The 19,617-nt window shown below is 62.3% G+C and carries 20 protein-coding genes; 13 read left to right on the top strand and 7 right to left on the bottom strand.

Going from position 1 to position 19,617, the window contains the following annotated elements:
• Nucleotides 1-539 precede the first annotated feature (539 nt).
• The 8 genes from D7D26_RS05425 to fic all read left to right on the top strand — a co-directional run bounded on the left by D7D26_RS05425 (nucleotide 540) and on the right by fic (nucleotide 8,965).
• Nucleotides 540-1,538: a lipoate--protein ligase gene (locus tag D7D26_RS05425; RefSeq protein WP_120372344.1), complete on the top strand. Its 999-nt coding sequence runs from the start codon at nucleotides 540-542 to the stop codon at nucleotides 1,536-1,538.
• Nucleotides 1,539-1,677: 139 nt separating this feature from the next.
• Nucleotides 1,678-2,784 (top strand): glycine cleavage system aminomethyltransferase GcvT, encoded by a 1,107-nt coding sequence (gene gcvT / locus D7D26_RS05420; protein WP_120372343.1) that lies wholly within the window; start codon nucleotides 1,678-1,680, stop codon nucleotides 2,782-2,784.
• A gap of 64 nt (nucleotides 2,785-2,848) precedes the next feature.
• On the top strand, nucleotides 2,849-3,250 hold the full coding sequence (gene gcvH / locus D7D26_RS05415; protein WP_120372342.1) for a glycine cleavage system protein GcvH: 402 nt from the start codon (nucleotides 2,849-2,851) through the stop codon (nucleotides 3,248-3,250).
• 107 nt (nucleotides 3,251-3,357) lie between these two features.
• Nucleotides 3,358-4,710 carry an aminomethyl-transferring glycine dehydrogenase subunit GcvPA gene (gene gcvPA / locus D7D26_RS05410; RefSeq protein ID WP_199674701.1) on the top strand — a complete coding sequence of 451 codons (1,353 nt, stop codon included), beginning with the start codon at nucleotides 3,358-3,360 and terminating at the stop codon, nucleotides 4,708-4,710.
• Complete coding sequence (gene gcvPB, locus D7D26_RS05405) at nucleotides 4,710-6,170, top strand: aminomethyl-transferring glycine dehydrogenase subunit GcvPB (RefSeq protein ID WP_120372340.1); 1,461 nt, start codon at nucleotides 4,710-4,712, stop codon at nucleotides 6,168-6,170. The genes gcvPA and gcvPB overlap by 1 nt, the downstream gene beginning before the upstream one ends.
• A 121-nt stretch (nucleotides 6,171-6,291) precedes the next feature.
• On the top strand, nucleotides 6,292-7,647 hold the full coding sequence (locus tag D7D26_RS05400; protein WP_120372339.1) for a dihydrolipoyl dehydrogenase family protein: 1,356 nt from the start codon (nucleotides 6,292-6,294) through the stop codon (nucleotides 7,645-7,647).
• 1 nt (nucleotide 7,648) lies between these two features.
• Entirely contained in the window at nucleotides 7,649-8,371 is a 723-nt protein-coding gene (locus D7D26_RS05395) for an alpha/beta fold hydrolase (RefSeq protein ID WP_120372338.1), read from the top strand.
• Nucleotides 8,372-8,422: 51 nt separating this feature from the next.
• The gene (gene fic, locus D7D26_RS05390) at nucleotides 8,423-8,965 is read left to right on the top strand and encodes a protein adenylyltransferase Fic (RefSeq protein WP_120372337.1); all 543 of its coding nucleotides are present in this window, start codon (nucleotides 8,423-8,425) and stop codon (nucleotides 8,963-8,965) included.
• Nucleotides 8,966-9,036: 71 nt separating this feature from the next.
• Here fic and D7D26_RS05385 read toward each other — a convergent pair whose 3' ends face one another.
• The 7 genes from D7D26_RS05385 to D7D26_RS05355 all read right to left on the bottom strand — a co-directional run bounded on the left by D7D26_RS05385 (nucleotide 9,037) and on the right by D7D26_RS05355 (nucleotide 14,778).
• Nucleotides 9,037-9,867 (bottom strand): RnfABCDGE type electron transport complex subunit B, encoded by an 831-nt coding sequence (locus D7D26_RS05385; protein ID WP_120372336.1) that lies wholly within the window; start codon nucleotides 9,865-9,867, stop codon nucleotides 9,037-9,039.
• Nucleotides 9,868-9,876: 9 nt separating this feature from the next.
• Complete coding sequence (gene rsxA, locus D7D26_RS05380; protein ID WP_120372335.1) at nucleotides 9,877-10,455, bottom strand: electron transport complex subunit RsxA; 579 nt, start codon at nucleotides 10,453-10,455, stop codon at nucleotides 9,877-9,879.
• Complete coding sequence (gene rsxE / locus D7D26_RS05375) at nucleotides 10,452-11,183, bottom strand: electron transport complex subunit RsxE (protein ID WP_120372334.1); 732 nt, start codon at nucleotides 11,181-11,183, stop codon at nucleotides 10,452-10,454. The genes rsxA and rsxE overlap by 4 nt, the downstream gene beginning before the upstream one ends.
• Nucleotide 11,184: 1 nt before the next feature.
• Nucleotides 11,185-11,757: an RnfABCDGE type electron transport complex subunit G gene (locus D7D26_RS05370; protein ID WP_120372333.1), complete on the bottom strand. Its 573-nt coding sequence runs from the start codon at nucleotides 11,755-11,757 to the stop codon at nucleotides 11,185-11,187.
• Nucleotides 11,741-12,679: an RnfABCDGE type electron transport complex subunit D gene (locus D7D26_RS05365; RefSeq protein WP_120372332.1), complete on the bottom strand. Its 939-nt coding sequence runs from the start codon at nucleotides 12,677-12,679 to the stop codon at nucleotides 11,741-11,743. The genes D7D26_RS05370 and D7D26_RS05365 overlap by 17 nt, the downstream gene beginning before the upstream one ends.
• Nucleotides 12,679-14,022 carry an electron transport complex subunit RsxC gene (gene rsxC / locus D7D26_RS05360; protein ID WP_120372331.1) on the bottom strand — a complete coding sequence of 448 codons (1,344 nt, stop codon included), beginning with the start codon at nucleotides 14,020-14,022 and terminating at the stop codon, nucleotides 12,679-12,681. The genes D7D26_RS05365 and rsxC overlap by 1 nt, the downstream gene beginning before the upstream one ends.
• 315 nt (nucleotides 14,023-14,337) lie before the next feature.
• The gene (locus tag D7D26_RS05355) at nucleotides 14,338-14,778 is read right to left on the bottom strand and encodes a MerR family transcriptional regulator (RefSeq protein ID WP_078015741.1); all 441 of its coding nucleotides are present in this window, start codon (nucleotides 14,776-14,778) and stop codon (nucleotides 14,338-14,340) included.
• 228 nt (nucleotides 14,779-15,006) lie between these two features.
• Between D7D26_RS05355 and D7D26_RS05350 the strand changes: the two genes are divergently transcribed.
• From D7D26_RS05350 to D7D26_RS05330, 5 genes are all read left to right on the top strand, one after another.
• Nucleotides 15,007-16,242 (top strand): MFS transporter, encoded by a 1,236-nt coding sequence (locus tag D7D26_RS05350; protein ID WP_120372330.1) that lies wholly within the window; start codon nucleotides 15,007-15,009, stop codon nucleotides 16,240-16,242.
• A 124-nt stretch (nucleotides 16,243-16,366) separates the two neighbouring features.
• On the top strand, nucleotides 16,367-16,840 hold the full coding sequence (locus tag D7D26_RS05345) for a hypothetical protein (RefSeq protein ID WP_120372329.1): 474 nt from the start codon (nucleotides 16,367-16,369) through the stop codon (nucleotides 16,838-16,840).
• Between the two features lie 508 nt (nucleotides 16,841-17,348).
• On the top strand, nucleotides 17,349-18,074 hold the full coding sequence (locus D7D26_RS05340; protein ID WP_158606281.1) for a creatininase family protein: 726 nt from the start codon (nucleotides 17,349-17,351) through the stop codon (nucleotides 18,072-18,074).
• Between the two features lie 27 nt (nucleotides 18,075-18,101).
• Complete coding sequence (locus D7D26_RS05335) at nucleotides 18,102-18,926, top strand: carbon-nitrogen hydrolase family protein (RefSeq protein ID WP_120372328.1); 825 nt, start codon at nucleotides 18,102-18,104, stop codon at nucleotides 18,924-18,926.
• 9 nt (nucleotides 18,927-18,935) lie between these two features.
• The gene (locus tag D7D26_RS05330; RefSeq protein ID WP_120372327.1) at nucleotides 18,936-19,607 is read left to right on the top strand and encodes an RraA family protein; all 672 of its coding nucleotides are present in this window, start codon (nucleotides 18,936-18,938) and stop codon (nucleotides 19,605-19,607) included.
• The last annotated feature ends 10 nt before the right edge of the window (nucleotides 19,608-19,617 follow it).

The following is a 19,617-nucleotide window of genomic DNA, read 5'->3' as shown; positions in this document are numbered from 1 at the left end:
TGTACGTTCGCGTAGACGTTGTTATGGCGGCACGATGGGGAGTTCTTTCGAGGTGTCTTGCTGTGATGAGAGTGTGAGGGGGTGACTTTTTTAATGAGCAGTTATGGTGACATTTTTATTGGCTATTGACAGGGGCGATTCTTTACGGTTTTCCGTCCACGGACGGCCTATGGCGTCGCCGACGATTTCGTGTGACGCGGGAATAAAAACTGTCTCTGAGCAGCGCCGCGGGAAAATCTCTTTTTGCTTCAATAGTGTGAGTTGCATGACTCTAACTTACAAATCAAACAATGCCATGATTTCTTACTTTCAGCGCCTTAAAGAAAAATCTCAAGTGCGAATATTCGCACTTGTCGGTGTAGATTATTTCTAGTTTGATTACTATGATTCGCGGGGTTCTTGCTTGAAAAAAACGGACGGGTAATTTATGATTATATTGTCTTAGAGGTAATATTATTTTACGGCGATTGAAGAAACTTGCGTCGGATTGATGTATCGATGTGGATGTAAAAAAATCGCGCGCACGAGAGGAGAATTTTATGGACATTGTCAGGGCCCGCCTGGTTCGCTCGCCGGTGTGCAATCCGTGGAGAAATCTCGCCTGGGAAGAATATCTGACGAAAAACTGCGCGGACGACGAAGCGATCTTTTATCTCTGGCAGAACGCCCATACCGTGGTGATCGGGCGCAATCAGAACGCCTGGGCCGAGTGCCGCATCGAACTGATGGAGAAGGAAGGCGTGACGCTGGCCCGCCGTTCGACGGGCGGCGGCGCGGTCTATCACGACCTGGGCAATCTGAACTTCTCCTTCGTCGTGCCGCGCGGGCATTACGACATGACGCGGCAGCTCAACGTGATCCTGTCGGCGCTGCGGGCGCTGAGCGTGAACGCGGAGTTCACCGGGCGCAACGACCTGACCGTGGACGGCCGCAAATTTTCCGGCAACGCCTATCAGCTGACGAGGCGCGTCGGGCTGCATCACGGAACGCTGCTGGTCGATTCCAACATGTCGGTGCTGCCGCGCTACCTCAACGTCGATCCCGAAAAGCTCAAGAGCAAGGGCGTCAAATCGGTGGCGTCCCGCGTCGTCAATCTGAAGGAAGCGGCCCCGTCGCTGACGGTGGAGAAGATGTACGCGCCGCTGGAAGAAGCCTTTCTGGCGGAGTACGGTGGCGATCGCGTGACGCGCGAAAACTCGCTGCCGGACGACGACCTGTACCGCGAACTGTACGCCCGTTACGGCAGCCGCGAGTGGCTGCTGGGGCGATCGCCGCAGTGCGAGGCCGCGCTGCGCCGCCGTTTCGCCTGGGGCGGCGTGCAGCTGTGCTTCGACATCGAAGACGCTGCGGTGAAGGATCTGCGCGTCTTTTCCGACGCCATGGACGGCGAACTGATCCAGGCGGCGGAACGCTGCCTGGACGGACAGGCTTTTGACTGGAACGTCTTGGCGGAAGCGCTGGAACGCGCGTTCCCGCAGCAGGCGGAAATGGGCGATCTGGCCGTGTGGTTCCGCGAGCATCCGGCGCTGCAGGCATAACGGCGCGGATTTCAGCGTATTTCAGTCCGCCCCTTGCGGACGGACGCGTTTTTTGTAAAAACAGGCATCCTTGTGGGTGCCGGGGATTGGCGGCGCTGCCGCGCAGGCGGCGCCTTTTGAGAAAGCAGGAGGTCAAAAGATGAAGAGAACCCCGATGTACGAGTGCCACGTGGCCGCCGGCGGCCGCATGGTCGATTTCGGCGGCTGGGAGCTGCCGGTGCAGTACGAAGCGACGGGCATCAAGACCGAGCACCTGAACGTGCGTTCCAAGGCCGGTCTGTTCGACGTTTCCCACATGGGCGAAGTGACGGTGGTCGGCCCCAGGGCCGAAGCCTGGATCTCCGGCCTCGTCACCAACGACGTGACGGAGATGCACGACGGACAGGTGCAGTACAACATCATGTGCACCCCCACGGGCGGCGTCGTCGACGACCTGCTGGTCTACCGCTACACCAGGGAGCGCTATCTGCTCGTCATCAACGCGGCGAACGTGGAGAAGGACTGGGCCTGGTTCAACGACCACCTGACCGACGGCGTGAAGATCGAGAACATCTCCATGCAGACGGCCGAAGTGGCGCTGCAGGGTCCCAACGCCGAGGCGATCCTCAGGAAGATCGTCGATTTCGATCCCGCGGCGCTGGAATTCTTCCACTTCAAGGATCCCGTCGACGTGGGGGGCATCAAGGCCATCGTCAGCCGCACCGGCTACACCGGCGAGGACGGCTTCGAGATCTACGTAGACTGGAGCAAGGGCGCCGAGCTGTGGAACATCGTTATGGAGGCCGGCAAGGACCTCGGCCTGATGCCGATCGGCCTGGGCGCGCGCGACAGCCTTCGCTTCGAGGCCGGGCTGCCGCTGTGCGGGCAGGAATTTACCGACACGCTCGGACCGCTGGAAGCCGGATTCGGCTTCTTCGTCAAGGTCGACAAGGCGGGCGGCTTCATCGGCCAGCCGGTGCTCAAGCAGCAGAAGGCCGACGGCCTGAAGCGCAAGATCGTGGCCGCGAAGCTGATCGACAAGGGCGTGCCGCGCCACGAGATGGAAGTAGCCGACAAGGACGGCAATGTCATCGGCGTGGTCACCACGGGCGGCTACGGCCCCTCACTGGACGCCAACCTGGCCAACTGCCTTGTGAACGTGCCCGCGCCGGCTGTGGGCGAGAACCTGTGGATCGTGATCCGCGGCAAGGCCAAGAAGGCCGAAGTGGTGAAGAAGCCCTTCTACAAGAAGAGCTACAAGAAGTAACGCGGCGTTCGCGCTGAAAACGCATCGAGCGAATCAACAAAAATTTTTGAGGAGGATACTGACAATGACGACCAAAGTTCTGCCTGAGCTGAAGTACACCAAGGACCACGAGTGGATCAAGATCGACGCCGACGGCTTCGGCCTGATGGGCATCACCGACCACGCGCAGCACGCCATGGGCGACCTCGTTTACATCGAGCTGCCCGACGTCGACCGCGAAGTGAAGGCTCACGAAGCCACCGTGATCGCCGAGTCCGTCAAGGGCGCCAACGACGTGTTCGCCCCCGTGTCCGGCACGGTGGTGGAGGTCAACTCCGAGCTTGAGGACGCTCCCGAAAAAGTCAACGCCGATCCGTACGGCAGCTGGATGGTCAAGCTGAAGCCCGCCGACCTGAAGGAAATGGATAACCTGCTCGACGCCGCCGCCTATCAGGCGCTGGTGGAGAAGGAAGAAGCGGAGGCGTAGTTCCGCTACGGGAAGTCTCGTCCGGAGACAGGGCTGTCGCTTTCCGGACGAGATTTCCCGCCGGAAGACCGTGATTTTTGAGCCGATCAATGGAGGTGTTCAACTTTATGAGTCAATATATCCCCAACACCGAGGCTGATCGCCGCGCGATGCTCGACGTCATCGGCGTCGCGTCGATCGCCGAACTGTTCTCGGATATTCCCGCTCAGGTCCGCCTGGCCAAGGCGCTCGACCTGCCCGAGGCGCTTTCCGAGCCTGAATTGGCGCGCCATCTGCGCGCGCTGTCGGGAAAGAACAAGAACCTTGACGAGCTGACCTGCTTCCTCGGCGCCGGCTCCTACGACCATTTCATCCCTGCCGCCGTCGATACGATCGTTTCGCGCGGCGAGTTCACCACCAGCTACACGCCCTACCAGCCGGAAGCGGCTCAGGGCACGCTGCAGGCCATCTTCGAGTACCAGACCATGGTCTGCGAGCTGACCGGCATGGAAGTCTCCAACGCTTCGATGTACGACGGCGCCACCGCCGCCGCCGAAGCGATGGTGATCGCGGCCGCCGAAACGCGCCGTTCGCGCCTGCTCGTATCGTGCAGCGTCAATCCCGAAACGGTCCGCGTGCTCGGCACCTACTGCTGGAGTCGCGGCTATGAACTGACCGTCCTGCCCTGCAAGAATGGTCAGCTCGATCGCGAAGCCCTAAACGCCGAACTGTCCAAGGGCGACGTGGCGGCGTTGCTGTTGCAGACGCCCAGCTTCTTCGGCGTCGTCGAGGATCTGACCGGTCTGGCCGACGAGCTGCACGCCGCCAAGGCGCTGCTGATCGTCTCCACCGACTTGCTGGCGCTGGGCTGCCTCAAGGCTCCCGGCGAGTTCGGCGCGGACGTGGTCGTCGGCGACGGACAGAGCGTGGGCAGCAGCGTCAGCTTCGGCGGCCCCGCTTTCGGCTTTATGGCCGCCACGAAAAAACTGATGCGCAAGATGCCCGGCCGCATCGTCGGCCGGACCAAGGACGTCAAGGGGCGCAACTGCTACGTGCTCACCCTGCAGGCCCGCGAGCAGCACATCCGCCGCGAGAAGGCCACGTCGAACATCTGCTCCAATCAGAATCTGTGCATCGTCGCCGCCTCGGTCTATCTCAGTCTGATGGGGCCGCGGGGACTGCGCGAAGTGGACGAGCGGATCCTCGCCAAGACGGCCTACGCCGTGGACGCTCTGGTCAAGACCGGCAAGTTCCGTCCGGCTTTCGCCGGCGCTCCCGCGTTCCGCGAAGTCGTGCTGATCTGCGGCGAACCGGTCGCCAGCCTCAACGCCCGCCTGCTCGAGGCCGGGATCCTCGGCGGCCTCGACCTCTCGAAGAGCCATCCCGAACTCGGCAACGCCTGGCTGCTGGCTGTGACCGAACAGCGCACGAAGGAAGAAATCGACCGCCTTGTGTCGATCGCCGCAGGAGGTGACCGCTAATGCTCCGCCCTGTTGAATCTCTGTTCGAAGCCAGCCGTCCCGGCCGCGTCGGTTACTCGCTGCCCAGGCTCGACGTTCCCGCCGCGCCGGCGAACGCCCTTGGCGGCATGGCCCGCGCGGAAGCTCCCCGTCTGCCGGAGATGGCGGAAGTGGATGTGGTGCGCCACTTCACGCGCCTGTCCCATCTCAACTTCTCCGTCGACGAAGGATTCTATCCGCTCGGTTCCTGCACCATGAAGTACAATCCCAAGATCAACGAAGCGGCCGCCCGTCTGCCCGGCTTCGCCCGCATCCACCCGCTGCAGCCGGAGAGCACCGTACAGGGCGCGCTCGGCCTGATCCACGACCTGTCCGCGATGCTGGCGGAGATCACCGGCATGGCGGCCGTCACGCTGCAGCCGGCCGCCGGCGCTCACGGTGAACAGACCGGCCTGATGCTGATCAAGAAGTACCACGAAGACCGCGGCGACCTCAAGCGCACCAAGATCATCGTCCCCGATTCGGCCCACGGCACCAACCCCGCTTCGGCCACCGTCACCGGCTTCGAGCCGGTGGCCGTGCCTTCCGACAAGGACGGCATGGTCGACCTGAACGAGCTGGCCAAGCTGATGGACGACACCGTGGCCGGGCTGATGCTGACCAACCCCAACACGCTGGGCATCTTCGAGAAGAACATCCTCGAGCTGACCGACATGATCCACAAGGCCGGCGGCCTGTGCTACTACGACGGCGCCAACGCCAACGCCATCGTCGGTCAGGTGCGCCCCGGCGATATGGGCTTCGACGTGCTGCACCTCAACCTGCACAAGACCTTCAGCACGCCGCACGGCGGCGGCGGCCCCGGCGCGGGCGCGGTCGGCGTCAACGAGAAGCTGCTGCCCTATCTGCCCACGCCCATCGTGGTCCGCAAGGACGGCGCCTATACGTTGGAGACGAAGGCCGAGCATCCCAAGAGCATCGGCAGCGTGCGCAGCTTCTACGGCAACTTCGGCGTGCTGGTGCGCGCCTACGCGTACATCCGCAACCTCGGCGCCGCCGGGCTGAAGGAAGTTTCCGACATCGCCGTTCTGAACGCCAACTATCTGGCCGCGAAGATCGGGAAGTTCTACCCGCTCGCCGTCAACGGCTTCTGCAAGCACGAGTTCGTGGCCGACGGCAGCGAGCTCAAGCACGAGACCGGCGTGTCCACCATGGACGTCGCCAAAGGCCTGATCGACGCCGGCTATCATCCGCCCACGACCTACTTCCCGCTCATCGTCCACGAGGCGCTGATGATCGAGCCGACGGAGACCGAGTCCAAGGAAACGCTCGACGGCTTTGTCGACGCTCTGCAGAAGATCGTCGAAGAAGCCAAGGCCAAGGGCGCGGAAGAATTCCACGCCAAACCGCACAGCACCGTGATCGCGCGTCCCGACGAAACCGAAGCGGCACGCCATCCGGTCCTGCGCTGGCAGTTCTAATACCGGAATCAGACGTCAAAACGCGAAGCGATCGCGCCGCGGGGGATTTTTCGCCACAGGCGGCTCCCCGCGGCGCGACCGCTTCGCATTTTTTTGACGAAAACAGAAGGAGAAAAAACACATGTATGATCTGATCGTCCTCGGCGGCGGCCCCGGCGGCACGCGCGCCGCGGAACTGGCGGCCCGTCACGGCATGCAGGTCGCGCTCGTGGAAAAAGCCCACCTCGGCGGCACCTGCCTGAACCGCGGCTGCATCCCTACCAAAGCGCTCTATTCCCACGTGATCGGCGGCAAAGGCGCGCGCGAAGGACTGTGGGCACGCCTCGAAGGCGTGATCGACACGCTGCGCAAGGGCAACGCCCAGCTGATGAAGATGGCCGGCGTCAAAGTGCTGCGCGGGACCGGCGTCGTCACCGAATGGGAAGGAACCAAAAAAATGACCGTCACTCACGACGACGGTTCTGAGGAACAGATCGAAGGCAAGCGCCTGCTGATCGCCGTCGGCGCGCGTTCCGTGCGCCCCGAGTTCGCCGGCAACGACCTGCCGCAGGTGCTCACCGGCGACTGGGCCATCACCGACCCGCAGCTTTGGGATCCCGAACGCAACGCCGACGTGCGGACCGTGGCCGTGCTCGGCGCCGGCGTCATCGCGCTGGAAATGGGCATGATCCTGCAGGGACTGGGGAAAAAGGTGATCCTGCTCAAACATTCCGACCAGATCCTGCGCCGCCTCGACGGCGACGTTAAGAAGAAAGTCGCTCTGGCCGTCAAGCGCCGCAAGACCGTCGTCAAGGATTACGTGCGCCTCACCGAAGCCGTACCCGACGGCGACGGACTGATCCTGCGCGGCACGTCGAAAGACGAACCGTTCGAGGAGCGCTGCGACCGCCTCATCGTCGGCTCCAGCATGACGCCGATCCTCGAAGGCTACGGTCTGGAAAACAGCGGCGTGAAGATCGAAAAGGGCTGCCTCGCCGTGGACGCGCAGATGCACGCCTCCGTCGACGGCGTCTGGGCCATCGGCGACTGTACCGGCGGCGCCATGCTGGCGCACCTGGCCGAGTATCAGGCGCTGGCGGCCGTCAGCAGCATGACCGGCGGCGAGTACGCCGTCAATCTCGACGCGCTGCCCGCCTGCGTCTTCATCGAGCCGGAAGTCGGCACCGTCGGCCTTACCGAGGAAGAAGCCAAATCCCGCGGCATCGATTACGCGACCTCGCGCGCCTACTTCGCCGCCAACGGCATGGCGCTGACCATGGGCGAGGGCGACGGCTTCGTCAAAGTCGTCGCGCGCAAGGCCGACGGCGTGCTGCTGGGCGTGCACATCATGGGGCCGGAAGCGGCGTCTCTGCTGGGCGAAGCGGCGCTGGCCGTGTCCAAGGGGCTGACCGCGCGCGACGTGGCCTATTCCATCCACGCGCATCCCACGTTGTGCGAGTGCTTCCGCGACGCCTGCCTGAGGATCGTCGAGGGCTAAGATGACGCCGAACGTCCCGCTGCTGTTGCTGCCGGGACTGGCCGGCGGCGCGGACTGCTGGGGCCAGCCGTTCCTCGCCGCCCTGCGGCGGGCCGGCGCGACCCCGCTGCTTTACGCGCCGCCGCGGGATTATTCGTTCGCCCGCGCCGTCGCCGCGGCCGCCGCGCAGATCGAACGGCGCGGCGCTCCCTGTGCCGTGCTGGGCTGGTCCATGGGCGCGGAAGTCGCCCTGCGTCTGGCGCTGGAACGCCCGGAGCTTGTCGCCTCGCTCGTGCTGTGCGCCGCCTGTGCCGGCCAAAACGCGCTGGCGCTCCGTCGCGCCCCTCTGCGCGAACTGCTCGAAGCGCCGTGGCCGCGCTGGCACGAACTGCTGATGCGGGCCGTCATGCCCCAGTCCCTGCGCGAGCGCCCCGCCGCGGCGCTGAACTTTATGCGCCTGACGGCGGCGCGCCGGACGCCGGACGACGCGCTCCTGTGGAACGCCCAGCGCGAAGCGCTGAAAGCCGCGCCCCCGCTGGACCCCGTCCTGCCGCGAATCAAACAGCCGGCGCTGGTCTGCGCCGGGGAACACGATCTTCTGTTCCCGCCGGAAGAAGTCGAAAAACTCGCCGCCGCCCTGCCGGACGCGCGCTTCCGCCTCTTCCCAGCCGGTCACGCCGTCATGTACGACTGCCCCGAAGAATTGGCCCAAACGATCGCCGCGTTCTTGGCCGCTGTGGTATGATCGATGGTATCATGAAAGCGCAAAACGCCGGAAGGAAGAGGGGACGCAAGGATGAACGACGTTGACGAAAAAAGCCTGCGCAACGCCCGCCGTCTTTATGAGAGCGGTGACGTCGATCATGTCGAGGTCGGTACCGTCGCGGGGCTACGGCGGATCCACGAGGCCCTGTTCGGCGGGTTGTGCGATTCCGCCGGGCAGATCCGCACGTGCAACATCTCCAGGGGCAATTTCCGCTTCGCCAACTGTCTTTATTTGGAAGAAGCGCTCCGCGCCATTGAAAAAATGCCCGAAAACTCTTTTGAGGAGATTATCGCCAAGTACGTGGAGATGAACGTCGCTCACCCGTTTATGGAGGGCAACGGGCGCGCCATGCGCATCTGGCTCGATCTGATGCTCAGGAAAAAACTGCGCCGCGTCGTCGACTGGCAGAACGTCGACAAAGCCCTCTATCTTCAGGCCATGGAGCGCAGCCCCGTCAACGATCTGGAGCTGCGCTGCCTCCTTCTGCCCAACCTTACCGACCGCATCGACGACCGCGAAGTCATCTTCAAGGGCCTCGAACAGTCGTACTGGTACGAAGGGCACCGTCGTTAAAAAACGTCTCGCGCCGGACATTCGCGAATGTCCGGCGCGAGACGTTTTTTTGTTCTTTGACGACGCGGATATTACGCCACCGACGCCGGCGGCACGACGACGGGCTTGGCCTTGGAATTGTCGATGGCGTGCACGGGGCACTTGGAGGCGCAGAGGCCGCAGTTGATGCAGTTGCTCGGGTCGATGACGGCGAGAGCGCCTTTCATGGAGATGGTCTGCTTGGGACAGACTTTCACGCACATCTGGCAGCCGATGCAGCCGATCGTGCAGACTTTGCGCACGAAAGCGCCGGGCATGGGGTTGCTGCAGGCGACGTGGACCGTTTTCTTTTTGGGGACCATGGCGATGATGCCGCGCGGGCAGGCTTCGACGCAGGCTTTACAGCCCACGCACTTGTCGCGGTCGACTTTGGCGACGCCGTTTATGACGTGGATGGCGTCGAACTTGCAGGCTTTGACGCAGGTGCCGAAACCCATGCAGGCGAAAGCGCAGGAGGTGGGGCCGCGCCCCGGCACGACGGAAGCGCTCTGGCAGTCGCCGATGCCCAGATAAACGCAGTCTTTGTGTGTCTTGTCGAAGGTCCCCTGGCAGCGCACGAAGGCGACTTCGGGCTCGGCGCCATCGGCGGAGACGCCCATGATCTTGGCGATTTTTTCCGCCACGGGGGCGCCGCCGACGACGCACTTGTTCAGCGCGCAGGCGCCGAGGACGCAGCCTTCGGCGTAGCCGTCGCAGCCGGGATAGCCGCAGCCGCCGCAATTGGCGCCGGGAAGCGCGGCGCGGATCTTGATCTGGCGCGGATCGACGGCGACGGCGAACTTTTTGGAAGCGAAGGCGAGCAGGCAGCCGAAGACGACGCCCAGCCCGCCCATGACGAACATGGGGTAAACGATGGCAGTCATGGCTGTCACCTACTTGACCAGGCCGCTGAAGCCCATGAAGGCGATGGACATCAGCCCGGCGGTGATGAGCGCGATCGGCAGGCCGCGCATGCAGCGGGGCATTTCCGCGTTCAGCTCGATCTTCTCGCGGATGCCGGCCATCATCACGATCGCCAGCATGTAGCCGACGGCGGTGCCGAAGGCGTTGACGACGGCGGTGAGCAGGTCGTACTTCTCGTTCATGTTGATCACGGCCACGCCGAGCACGGCGCAGTTGGTGGTGATCAGCGGCAGGAAGATGCCCAGCGACTTGTACAGCGCCGGCATTATTTTCTTCATGACGATCTCGACGAACTGCACGAGCGCGGCGATGATGAGGATGAAGGCCAGCGTGTAGAGATATTCGAGGCCGAGCGGCACGAGCAGGAAGTTGTAGGCCAGCCAGGTCATCACCGACGAGAAGGTGATCACGAACACCACGGCCAGTCCCATGCCCCTGGCCGTCTCCAGTTTGCCGGAAACGCCGAGGAACGGGCAGCAGCCGAGGAAGCGCATGAAAACGATGTTGTTGACGAAGATGGAGCTGATCAGCAGACCCAGCAGATTCATTTGCCCTCACCGTCCTTTTTCGCGGCGCAGTCCGTCTTGCGGCACGCGCCCGCCAGCGCGCAGCCGCTGCACGAGCCGAGTTCGGCCCAGCCGTCGTAAGCGGGTTCGGCCAGAGGCGCGCGGCTTTTCAGTTCCTTGCGGATCTTGAGCTGATGCATGACGGCCATGAGCACGCCCAGCACGATGAAGCCGCCCGGAGCGAGGATAGCCAGCAGCGCGGGCTGGTAAAAACCGGGCGCGAAAACGTGCGCTCCGAAGACCGAGCCGGCGCCGATCAGCTCGCGGATGGCGCCGATGACGATGAGCGCCAGCGTGAAACCGAGCCCCATGCCCAGACCGTCGCAGGCCGAAGCGAAGACGCCGTTTTTGGAGGCGAACGCTTCGGCGCGCGCGAGAATGATGCAATTGACGACGATCAGCGGGATGAAGATGCCCAGCGCCTTGTCCAGCGCCGGGAAATAGGCGGCGATGACCAGCTGCAGCACGGTGACGAATCCGGCGATGACGACGATGAACGAGGGGATGCGGATCTCGTCGGGGATGGCGCGCCGCAGCGCCGAGATCGCCACGTTGGAACCGATCAGCACGGCCGTGGCGGCCAGCCCCATGCTGAGGCCGTTCATGGCGCTGGACGTGACGGCGATGGTCGGGCACATGCCGAGCACGAGGACGAAGATCGGGTTTTCGGCGAAAAGGCCGTTGATGATGGTTTTGAGAGGATTGCCCATTTTACTTTGCCTCCTCTTTTTTCAGATGGTTTTTCCAGTAAGCGCGCGCGGCGTTGACGGCGTCGGTGACGGCGCGCGACGTGATCGTGGCGCCGGAAATGGCCTGGATCTGGTCGCCGTTCTCGGGCGGCGTCTTGGTAACCTGCAGATCGCCGTCGGCCAGCCGCCCGTGGAACTGCCCGGCGAACGCGGGCTCGGAAGCGCGGGCGCCGAGGCCGGGCGTCTCGCTGGACTCGAGAATCGCGATGTCCGTGACGCGGCCTTCGGCGTCGATGCCGCAGACCAGCGTCATCAGGCCGCCGAAACCCTTGGGCGTGAGCGTGAAATTGTAGCCGAGCGTTTTGCCGCCGCCGGAACCGGAGAAGATCTCGGCGATAATGCCGGCGTCGGTTTTGAGCGCCACGGGCGTGAAGTTTTTCGCGCCGGGCAGCGTCGCCGCCAGCGCGTCGTTTTTCTGACGGGCGCGTTGGGCGGCGATGGAGCCGCTGGTGATGTTCTGCACGGCGCCGAGGAGCAACCCCGTGACGGCCGTGATCGCGAACAGGATCGAACCGAGCTTAGCGATTTTTGGCATGGCTCTTCACCTCTCCGAAAATGCGTGGCTTGGTGGCGCGGTCGATCAGCGGCACCAGCAGGTTCATGATCAGGATCGAATAGGAGACGCCCTCGGGATAGCCGCCCCACGTGCGGATCACCGCTGTGAGCAGGCCGCAGCCGGCGGCGAAGACGATCTGCCCCTTGAGCGTGATCGGCGACGTCGTGTAGTCGGTGGCCATGAAAATGGCGCCGAGGAACAGACCGCCGGACAAAATCTCCGCCAGCGGCGCCGCCGGACGGCCGAAAACCGTGCACAGCACGGCGACGACGGCGACGTAGACCGCCGGAACCTGCCATTTGATAATATCTTTCCAGAGCAGCACGGCGAATCCGATCAGCAGCGCCAGCGTGCAGCTCTCGCCGATGCAGCCGCCCGTCCTGCCGAGGAACAGATCGAGATACGAGGGCAGGGCGCTCACGTCGCCGGATTTCATCAGCGCCAGCGGCGTGGCCGCGGAAACGCCGTCCAGCGTCCAAGTCGTCATCGGTACCGGCCAGCTGGCCAGCATCATGGCGCGTCCGGCCAGCGCCGGGTTGACGATGTTGCCGCCGAGGCCGCCGTAAAACTGTTTGACGACGATGATGGCGAACAGCGAACCGCCGACGGCCATCCAGTAGGGGATCGTGGGCGGCAGGTTGTAGGCCAGCAGCAGCCCCGTGACGGCCGCGGAGCCGTCGCCCACCGTGACCGCGCGCCCCGTGCATTTTTGCCACAAGAATTCGAAGAAGACGCAGGCGAGCACGCACACCGCCATCACCGCCGCGGCGCGCGCGCCGTAGCGGACGACGCCCATGACGCCGGCGGGAACCAGCGCCGCCAGCACCCAGGCCATGATCTGCGGCGTCGTCAGACCGGCGTGGGCGTGGGGAGAACTTGAAACGACCAGCTTATGATCCATTATTTTCCCGCCGCCTTTCTCTTTTTGCGCTGCGCCATGACGAAGCTCTTGCCGTCGCGGCAGCTCTGCGTCAGCGGCCGGCAGGCCGGGCACACGTAGGTGCAGCTGCCGCACTCGATGCAGTTCATGCCGCCTTCGGTTTCGAAGCGCTCGTATTCTTTGCTGAGTACCAGCGAATCCAGCGCGCTGGGCACCAGCCCCATCGGGCAGGCGTCGACGCAGCGGCCGCAGTGCAGGCAGGCCGTAGCGCGTCTGAGCATCGTCGATCGCGCCGTCAGCGCCAGAACGCCGGAAGTGCCCTTGACGGCGGGAACGTCGAGCGAGCGCATCGACATGCCCATCATCGGGCCGCCGGCCAACACCTTGACGGGCGCTTCCTTGAAGCCGCCGCAGAAATCCACGAGCTCCCGAATGGAAGTGCCCAGCGGGATGCGCACGTTCTTCGGTTCGGCGATCGCGTCGCCGGTGACGGTGACGACGCGCTCCGTCGACGGTTCGCCGAGGGCGATGGCACGCCAGCACTGCTGCACGGTGCGCACGTTGGCGATGATGCAGCCCACGTCGGCCGGCAGCGCCGTGACGACGTACTCCTGTCCCGTCAGCGCCTCGATCAGCATCTTTTCGGAACCCTGCGGATATTTGACGGTGAGCGGCTGCACGCGCACGTTCTTCGCCCCCAGGCGCGCGACCGACTCGGACAGCGCCGCGATCGCCTCGGGCTTGTTGTTCTCCACGGCGATCACGCCCTCGGCCTCGGGGAAGAGGCGCAGCAGCAGCGCCGTGCCTTTGACGATCTCGTCGGTCGCTTCCATCATCAGGCGGAAGTCGCAGTTCAGATACGGTTCGCATTCGGCGCCGTTGACGATGAACCACTTTATTTTGTCCTGAGGCGGCGGCGCGAACTTGACGGCCGCCGGGAACGTGGCGCCGCCGAAGCCGACGATGCCCGCCTCGCGGATGCGCGCGAGATATTCTTTGGGATCGCAGTTCTCGTAATCGGGCAGCGGCGCCCAGCGTCCGTCTTTCTCGTAAAGGCCGTCGTTTTCCACGACCACGCAGGTGTCGAACGTGCCGGGCACGGTTTGGCGAGGCCCCACTTCTTTCACCGTTCCGGAAACGCTGGAAAGCACCGGCGCGGAAACGAACGCTTCGGCGCTGCCCAGCGGCGTGCCGACTTTGACTTTGTCCCCCTTGGCGACGACGGGCGCATTCGGCGCGCCGATGTGCTGCGACATCGGAAACGTCAGATTGCCTGTGGGCAGATACGGTTCGATCTGCTTGTCCCGCGTCAGATCCTTGTTTTGAGGCGGATGCACGCCGCCCCAAAAAGTAGGAAATCCCATAAATCTTTCCCCCTTTTGCCTTTTCCGACAGCCGCTGAGTCTGTCGGATCGACGTATTTTGTATACGTGGATCAATTCGTTTTTAATGATAGCATTTTTTATGGAAAACAAAAGATTGATGAAGCAAGAAACATGTAAATTATACTTGAAAATATAATAATGTGAATGAAGGCGCAAAGATTCTATAAAAAAACGCCCGTCAGCGCGGCGAAACTCCATCACGCTTCATGTGTCTTCCTGCGGCGCGTGGAGCCTCGCAAAGGGCAGAACAAAAGCCGGGATCCCGAGCGTTGGCGGGATCCCGGCTGATATTCTTCATAAAAGTTTTCCGGACGGATCGCAGGCGCAGGGCGGCATTTTCAGTTTTTCGCCGCCGCGGTGGATCTTTTCCGTGCCGGCTTCGACGGCGGTCCGGTAATAGTGGCATTTATAGTTGATGAAATCGAGCACGGCCTGATCCTCCCTGAGCTGCCGCTCCATGGCCTGACGGCGGCGTTCGAACAGTTCGAGGCGCTGCCGCAGCGAGGCGTCGCCCTCTTTCAGCAGCTGGATGAAACGGCCGATCTCCTTCAGCGGCATATGGGCCTTTTTCAGCCAGATCACGGTTTTCAGCGTTTCGATATCGTGTTCCGAGAACACGCGATAGCCCGATCTTTTGCGCTCGAGGGAAGGCAGCAGCCCCTCCTTGTCGTAGTACCGGATCGTGCTGATGGGGATGTTCAGCATTTGCGCCGCCTCCTTGATCGAATACTCCATGGCTCTCACCCTGCTCTCACGTAATATGACAACGATGATAATCTAACATTGAAGTGGGCTTCAATGTCAAGAGCCGTTCAGACGGCGCCGCCCCGCACGGGCAGGTCGACGACGCGGGGGCTGATTTTCCAGGTCGCCCTCGTCGGGGGCTCTCCCCAAACTGTTCTGGATCTATTAAAATACGGGCGTGAACGCGTAAAAAATTTTTCTCGAAAGCCGTGAGTCTTCGTGAATGAGCGAGTCGATGAAAACAAGGATCTGAAGCGCGCCGCGCTGTCGTTCATCGTGCTGATGGGCGTCGTCAGCCTCTTTTCGGACATGACGCACGAGGGCGGCAAGAGCATTCTCGGCGCTTATCTGAGCCTGACGGGAGCGTCGGCGGCGGTCGTGGGGTTCGTTTCCGGCTTCGGCGAACTGGTCGGGTATTCGCTGCGCTGCGCGACGGGACGTCTGGCCGACCGCACGAAGAGATATTGGCTGCTGACGATCGTCGGCTACGCCGTGGATCTTCTCGCCGTGCCGACGCTGGCGCTGGTCCCCGAAAACGGCTGGCTCTGGGCGGCGGCGCTGATCGTCGTGGAACGCGCCGGCAAAGCCGTCAAGAAGCCCGCCAAGGACACGCTGCTGTCCTTTGCCGCCGCGCAGAACGGCGTGGGGCGGAGCTTCGCGCTGCAGGAGTTTCTCGACCAGCTGGGGGCGTTTTTGGGGCCTGTGGCGCTGTTCGCCGTGATGTACTTCAAAGGTTCCGGCGACAGCCTTACCGATTACCGCCGCTGTTTCGCGCTGCTGGCCGTGCCGGCGTTGGTCACGATGGGGCTGCTGGCGGCGCGCCGGCTCTTTCCGCAGCCGGAGAATTTCGAACCGGATACGAAAAAAGCTGCCGTCGGAAATTTTGCTTCCGGAAAGAAATTCACGCTTTATATCGCCGGAATCAGTTTATTCGCGCTGGGCTTCATGGATTTCGCGATGATCTCCATGCACGTCTCGCGGCGCGGCTTGATGTCGCCGGGCGCATTGCCGCTGCTTTACGCCGCGGCGATGGGCGTCGACGCGGCGGCGGCGCTTGCTTTCGGCTGGCTTTACGACCGCTGGGGCATGAAGGCGCTGGCGCTGTCGGCGCTGCTGACGGCGCCTTTCAGCGCGTTGATCTTCCTGCTGCCGGGTGGCGTGGCGCTGTACGTCGGCGCGGCGCTGTGGGGCGCCGGCATGGGGGCGCAGGAATCGATCCTCAAGGCGGCGGTGGCGACGTTGGTTCCCAAGGAGCGCCGCAGCTCGGGCTACGGTTCGTTCCAGACGGCGTTCGGCGTCTGCCTGTTCGCGGGCGGCTGGCTGATGGGCTGTCTGTACGACCGCTCTCCGGCGGGCATGGCGATCTTCTCCATGTCGGCCGAACTGGGCGCGGCCGCGCTTTTTTGGCGTACGGCGCGGCCGGAGCGGGGCGGCGAAGGAAAAACCGCCGCGTAAACGCGCCGGAACCGGCAGGCAATCCCCGGAGAGCGCGGACGCCGTGCTATAATGTGCTTGAACTCAGCCGGCGGATTCGCGCGGCTGCGAAGAAACGATATTCGAAAAAGCTGGAGGAAAAAACATGAAGCGCACGTTGTTGTCATTTTTGGGATTGTCGGCGCTCTGCGCTATGCTGGCCGCGCCGGCGAACGCGGCTTCACGGGATCTGACCCCGTTTTCGGAGTACAAGCCGGCGGGGGAAAACGCGCCGGCCGCGAACCGCGCCGAACCGCTCGTGCGCGCGCAGTGGGCAAAAGACGCTCCGGCCGGGATCTCCGTCTGCGGCGAGTTTGTCGCCGGCAGTTCGGAACCGCAGGCCAAGATCCTCTTTTCGGCCGATCGCGCCGTAAAAGACTTCAAGGTGCTGGCGTTGGCGTTTGAGAGCGTGGACGAAAACGGAAAAGTCTCGTTCGCGGTCAAGGAATTGTATCGGCTCGACCAGCTCGCGCCGGAACATCCTCTGGCGGTCGTGACGACGTTTTTCGCGACCTGCCCAACAACGGCGTCTCTTACGTCGGCGAGGACGGCGCGACGCGGAACTTCGCCGTCAACGTGAGCGGCGAGGACGGTTCGCTGGTGCTGACGGAGTTCTGATATTTCCGGGAGCCCGCCGCGCGAGAAAGACGTGCCGACCGCCATGTTCCACGTGGAACACGGCCTATGAAAAATCCCTGAGGCTTCAGTTGATATGCTCCCTCTATGAGAGACAGTGAAAAGAGAAAAACACTGTAATCATAGGGGGAGCATTGTTATGGCACACAAGCAAAGAATATCCGTAAGAGGAACGGTCGAGATCATTCGAGAGTGTCTCGGCAGCGAGCAAGGCATAGGCGAAGGTACAAGAGAAATCGGAGTAGGTAATAAACCTCTATGCAGTTGGATCAGAAACTCTATAAAAAAGGAGCAGAAGGGCACATTCAGCTTTATGCACGTTATACTGTGCCAAAAGGGTAGATCTGCTGAAAAACTTGCGGCCATGTGATTATGATGTTATAATCACATGCAATTCACGGAGATCCATGGTCAAATTCAGAGTTTTTGTAGTGCGATATGGAGGCTGTCAGATGCTGTTGATGAAAGAGATGAACTTTGTCGATTACCGTGCCGAGGTTGCCAAAACTCGCGCGATAATTCTTCCGGTTGGCGCGTTCGAGGTCTGGGGGCCTCATCTCCCCGTCGGTGCCGATACGCTGGTGGCCGAAGAGATCGCCAATCGTATTTCCGAAAAGATTGGCTGGGTCGTCGGCCCTTCGGTTCCCGTCGGCTATTCGGAAAGTCTTTTTGCGCCTGAAGGCGGTACTATTACGGTTCGTCCCGAATCGCTGCGCAATTATCTTTATGACATTGTCGAGAGCCTTGTGGAAACGGGAGTGAACCGTTTCTGCTTTGTTGCCCCGCATCTGGGCAACGTGTCCGTTATTACCGAGATCGCCACGCACCTGCGCCGTACCAGGAACGTGAAGTGCTGTCTGATCGACTGGTGGCGGATCATCCAGCCCATTTGCAGGGGCATTCTCAAGTATGACGGCCGTCCCGCCCATGCTCATGCCGCTGAGGCCGGCACCTCCACGTTTATGTATTTGCGCCCCGACCTGGTCAAGACCGAGCGCTTGAAGGACGTGGGGCTTGCCGCCAACGAATATCCCGATATTCCTCAGTTTGTTCCCTTTGTGGAAACGTATCCCGAGGCCCACGTAGGGGATCCCACGCCGGCCAGCGCGGAGAAAGGCGAACAGATCGTCGGCAAAACAGTGGAACGTGTGGTCGAGTTCCTCAAGCAATGGCGTTAAAGCAGCACAAAGGAGATTGCGAAACAGATGAGAAAATACCTGATGGCCGTGATTCAAATGGATACGCGCGACAATAAAGACGCCAATCTGAAGGCTGCCTGTGACTTTATCGACGAGGCGGCGTCCAAAGGCGCGAAATTTGTCTCTTTCCCGGAAGTTTTCAATGTGATCGACGAGGGGCAGGAGGCGCCTGAACTTGTTCCCGAAGGGCGGACGATTTCCCTGATGGCCGAAAAAGCCCGCCGGCATAATCTCTGGATCCATTGCGGCAGCATCGCCGAAGTGAACCCGGAGGGCGACCGCAAGTTCAACACGACCGCCGTGTTGAATCCCCGGGGAGAAATGGTTGCCAAATACCGTAAGCTTCACACGTTCGACATCACGCTCCCCGATGGCAGCGTGGCTGAGGAATCGGCCCGCATCAAGCCCGGCCGGGAGATGGTGACGGTGGGCACGGAAATGGGCTGTCTTGGGCTGTCGATCTGCTACGATATCCGTTTTCCCGAGCTGTACCGTTATCTGACCCTGCATGGCGCTCAGATCCTGTTCGCGCCGGCCAACTTCCGCATGGCGACGGGAAAGGATCACTGGGAAGCGCTCCTGCGCGCCCGCGCTATCGAGAACACCTGTTACGTGGTGGCGGCCGGGCAGTACGGCAAAAAACACGGAACGTCCGATTCCTTCGGCGGCAGCATGATCGTCGACCCGTGGGGAACGGTTGTCGCCCGCGCCTCCGAAGGCGCCGGAATCGCCGTCGGCGAGATCGACCTCGAGTATCTCGACAAGGTACGCGCTCATCTGCCGTCGTTGAAAAACCGCCGCGCCGACGTGTACGACACGGTCAGGAAGTAGGCGCCTGTCATGGAATGGACGCCTGAACTGACAAAGCGGTTTATGAGCACCGATCCGGCGACTTATGGACATTTTCCCGGCGTCAGCTTCATGATGCCGCGCATCAAACCGATCAGCCGTTCGATGAAAATGGTCGGCCCCGCTTACACGGCGCGCATCCTCGGTAAGGATTCCTGCGCCATGTATAAGGCTATTCAGGAAGCTCCCGGAGGTTCTGTGCTGGTGGTCGATCGCGCTGGCGACGAGGTCTTTGCCTGTGTCGGGGAAATGGTGGCGCGCAACGCCCAGGCTCTCGGTCTGGCAGGGATCGTCATCGACGGTCCGGCGACCGATTCGGTCTGGCTCGACCGTATGGGGTTCCCCGTGTTCTGCGCCGGCATCTCGGCAGCGACGACCAACGTCTGGGGGCTCTCGGGGCAGTACGACATTCCCGTCAACTGCGGCGGCGCCGTCGTGCATCCCGGCGATATCGTTTTTGGCGACGCCGACGGCGTGATCGTGATGCCGCCCGATAACTGCGAAGCGTACTTGGCCAAAGCCGAAGCGGCGGCGATACGAGAAGCGAAGATGCGCGAGGACTTTGTCGAGGGAAAATTTTCGCTGCGCAGCGTCGATCCTCTTATCGAGGCGAACATGGAACAAGTTGTCGCCGATATTCGTTCCGGCGCGAAGAAACTGTAACCTTTGCGGC

Source organism: Pyramidobacter sp. CG50-2 (genome assembly GCF_003612005.1).
Lineage (GTDB): Bacteria > Synergistota > Synergistia > Synergistales > Dethiosulfovibrionaceae > Pyramidobacter.
The sequence above is the reverse complement of the archived record's forward strand: the minus strand, read 5'-3'. Positions and strand labels throughout refer to the sequence as shown.

Excerpts from the sequence above, each read along its gene's own strand:
- gcvPA (WP_199674701.1), top strand. The coding sequence starts at position 3,358 with ATGAGTCAATATATCCCCAACACCGAGGCTGATCGCCGCGCGATGCTC.
- D7D26_RS05355 (WP_078015741.1), bottom strand. The coding sequence starts at position 14,778 with ATGGAGTATTCGATCAAGGAGGCGGCGCAAATGCTGAACATCCCCATC.
- rsxE (WP_120372334.1), bottom strand. The coding sequence starts at position 11,183 with ATGGGCAATCCTCTCAAAACCATCATCAACGGCCTTTTCGCCGAAAAC.
- rsxA (WP_120372335.1), bottom strand. The coding sequence starts at position 10,455 with ATGAATCTGCTGGGTCTGCTGATCAGCTCCATCTTCGTCAACAACATC.
- D7D26_RS05345 (WP_120372329.1), top strand. The coding sequence starts at position 16,367 with ATGAAGCGCACGTTGTTGTCATTTTTGGGATTGTCGGCGCTCTGCGCT.
- fic (WP_120372337.1), top strand. The coding sequence starts at position 8,423 with ATGAACGACGTTGACGAAAAAAGCCTGCGCAACGCCCGCCGTCTTTAT.
- gcvT (WP_120372343.1), top strand. The coding sequence starts at position 1,678 with ATGAAGAGAACCCCGATGTACGAGTGCCACGTGGCCGCCGGCGGCCGC.
- D7D26_RS05330 (WP_120372327.1), top strand. The coding sequence starts at position 18,936 with ATGGAATGGACGCCTGAACTGACAAAGCGGTTTATGAGCACCGATCCG.
- D7D26_RS05395 (WP_120372338.1), top strand. The coding sequence starts at position 7,649 with ATGACGCCGAACGTCCCGCTGCTGTTGCTGCCGGGACTGGCCGGCGGC.
- D7D26_RS05385 (WP_120372336.1), bottom strand. The coding sequence starts at position 9,867 with ATGACTGCCATCGTTTACCCCATGTTCGTCATGGGCGGGCTGGGCGTC.
- gcvH (WP_120372342.1), top strand. The coding sequence starts at position 2,849 with ATGACGACCAAAGTTCTGCCTGAGCTGAAGTACACCAAGGACCACGAG.
- D7D26_RS05425 (WP_120372344.1), top strand. The coding sequence starts at position 540 with ATGGACATTGTCAGGGCCCGCCTGGTTCGCTCGCCGGTGTGCAATCCG.
- D7D26_RS05335 (WP_120372328.1), top strand. The coding sequence starts at position 18,102 with ATGAGAAAATACCTGATGGCCGTGATTCAAATGGATACGCGCGACAAT.
- D7D26_RS05400 (WP_120372339.1), top strand. The coding sequence starts at position 6,292 with ATGTATGATCTGATCGTCCTCGGCGGCGGCCCCGGCGGCACGCGCGCC.
- D7D26_RS05340 (WP_158606281.1), top strand. The coding sequence starts at position 17,349 with ATGCTGTTGATGAAAGAGATGAACTTTGTCGATTACCGTGCCGAGGTT.
- D7D26_RS05365 (WP_120372332.1), bottom strand. The coding sequence starts at position 12,679 with ATGGATCATAAGCTGGTCGTTTCAAGTTCTCCCCACGCCCACGCCGGT.
- rsxC (WP_120372331.1), bottom strand. The coding sequence starts at position 14,022 with ATGGGATTTCCTACTTTTTGGGGCGGCGTGCATCCGCCTCAAAACAAG.
- D7D26_RS05370 (WP_120372333.1), bottom strand. The coding sequence starts at position 11,757 with ATGCCAAAAATCGCTAAGCTCGGTTCGATCCTGTTCGCGATCACGGCC.
- gcvPB (WP_120372340.1), top strand. The coding sequence starts at position 4,710 with ATGCTCCGCCCTGTTGAATCTCTGTTCGAAGCCAGCCGTCCCGGCCGC.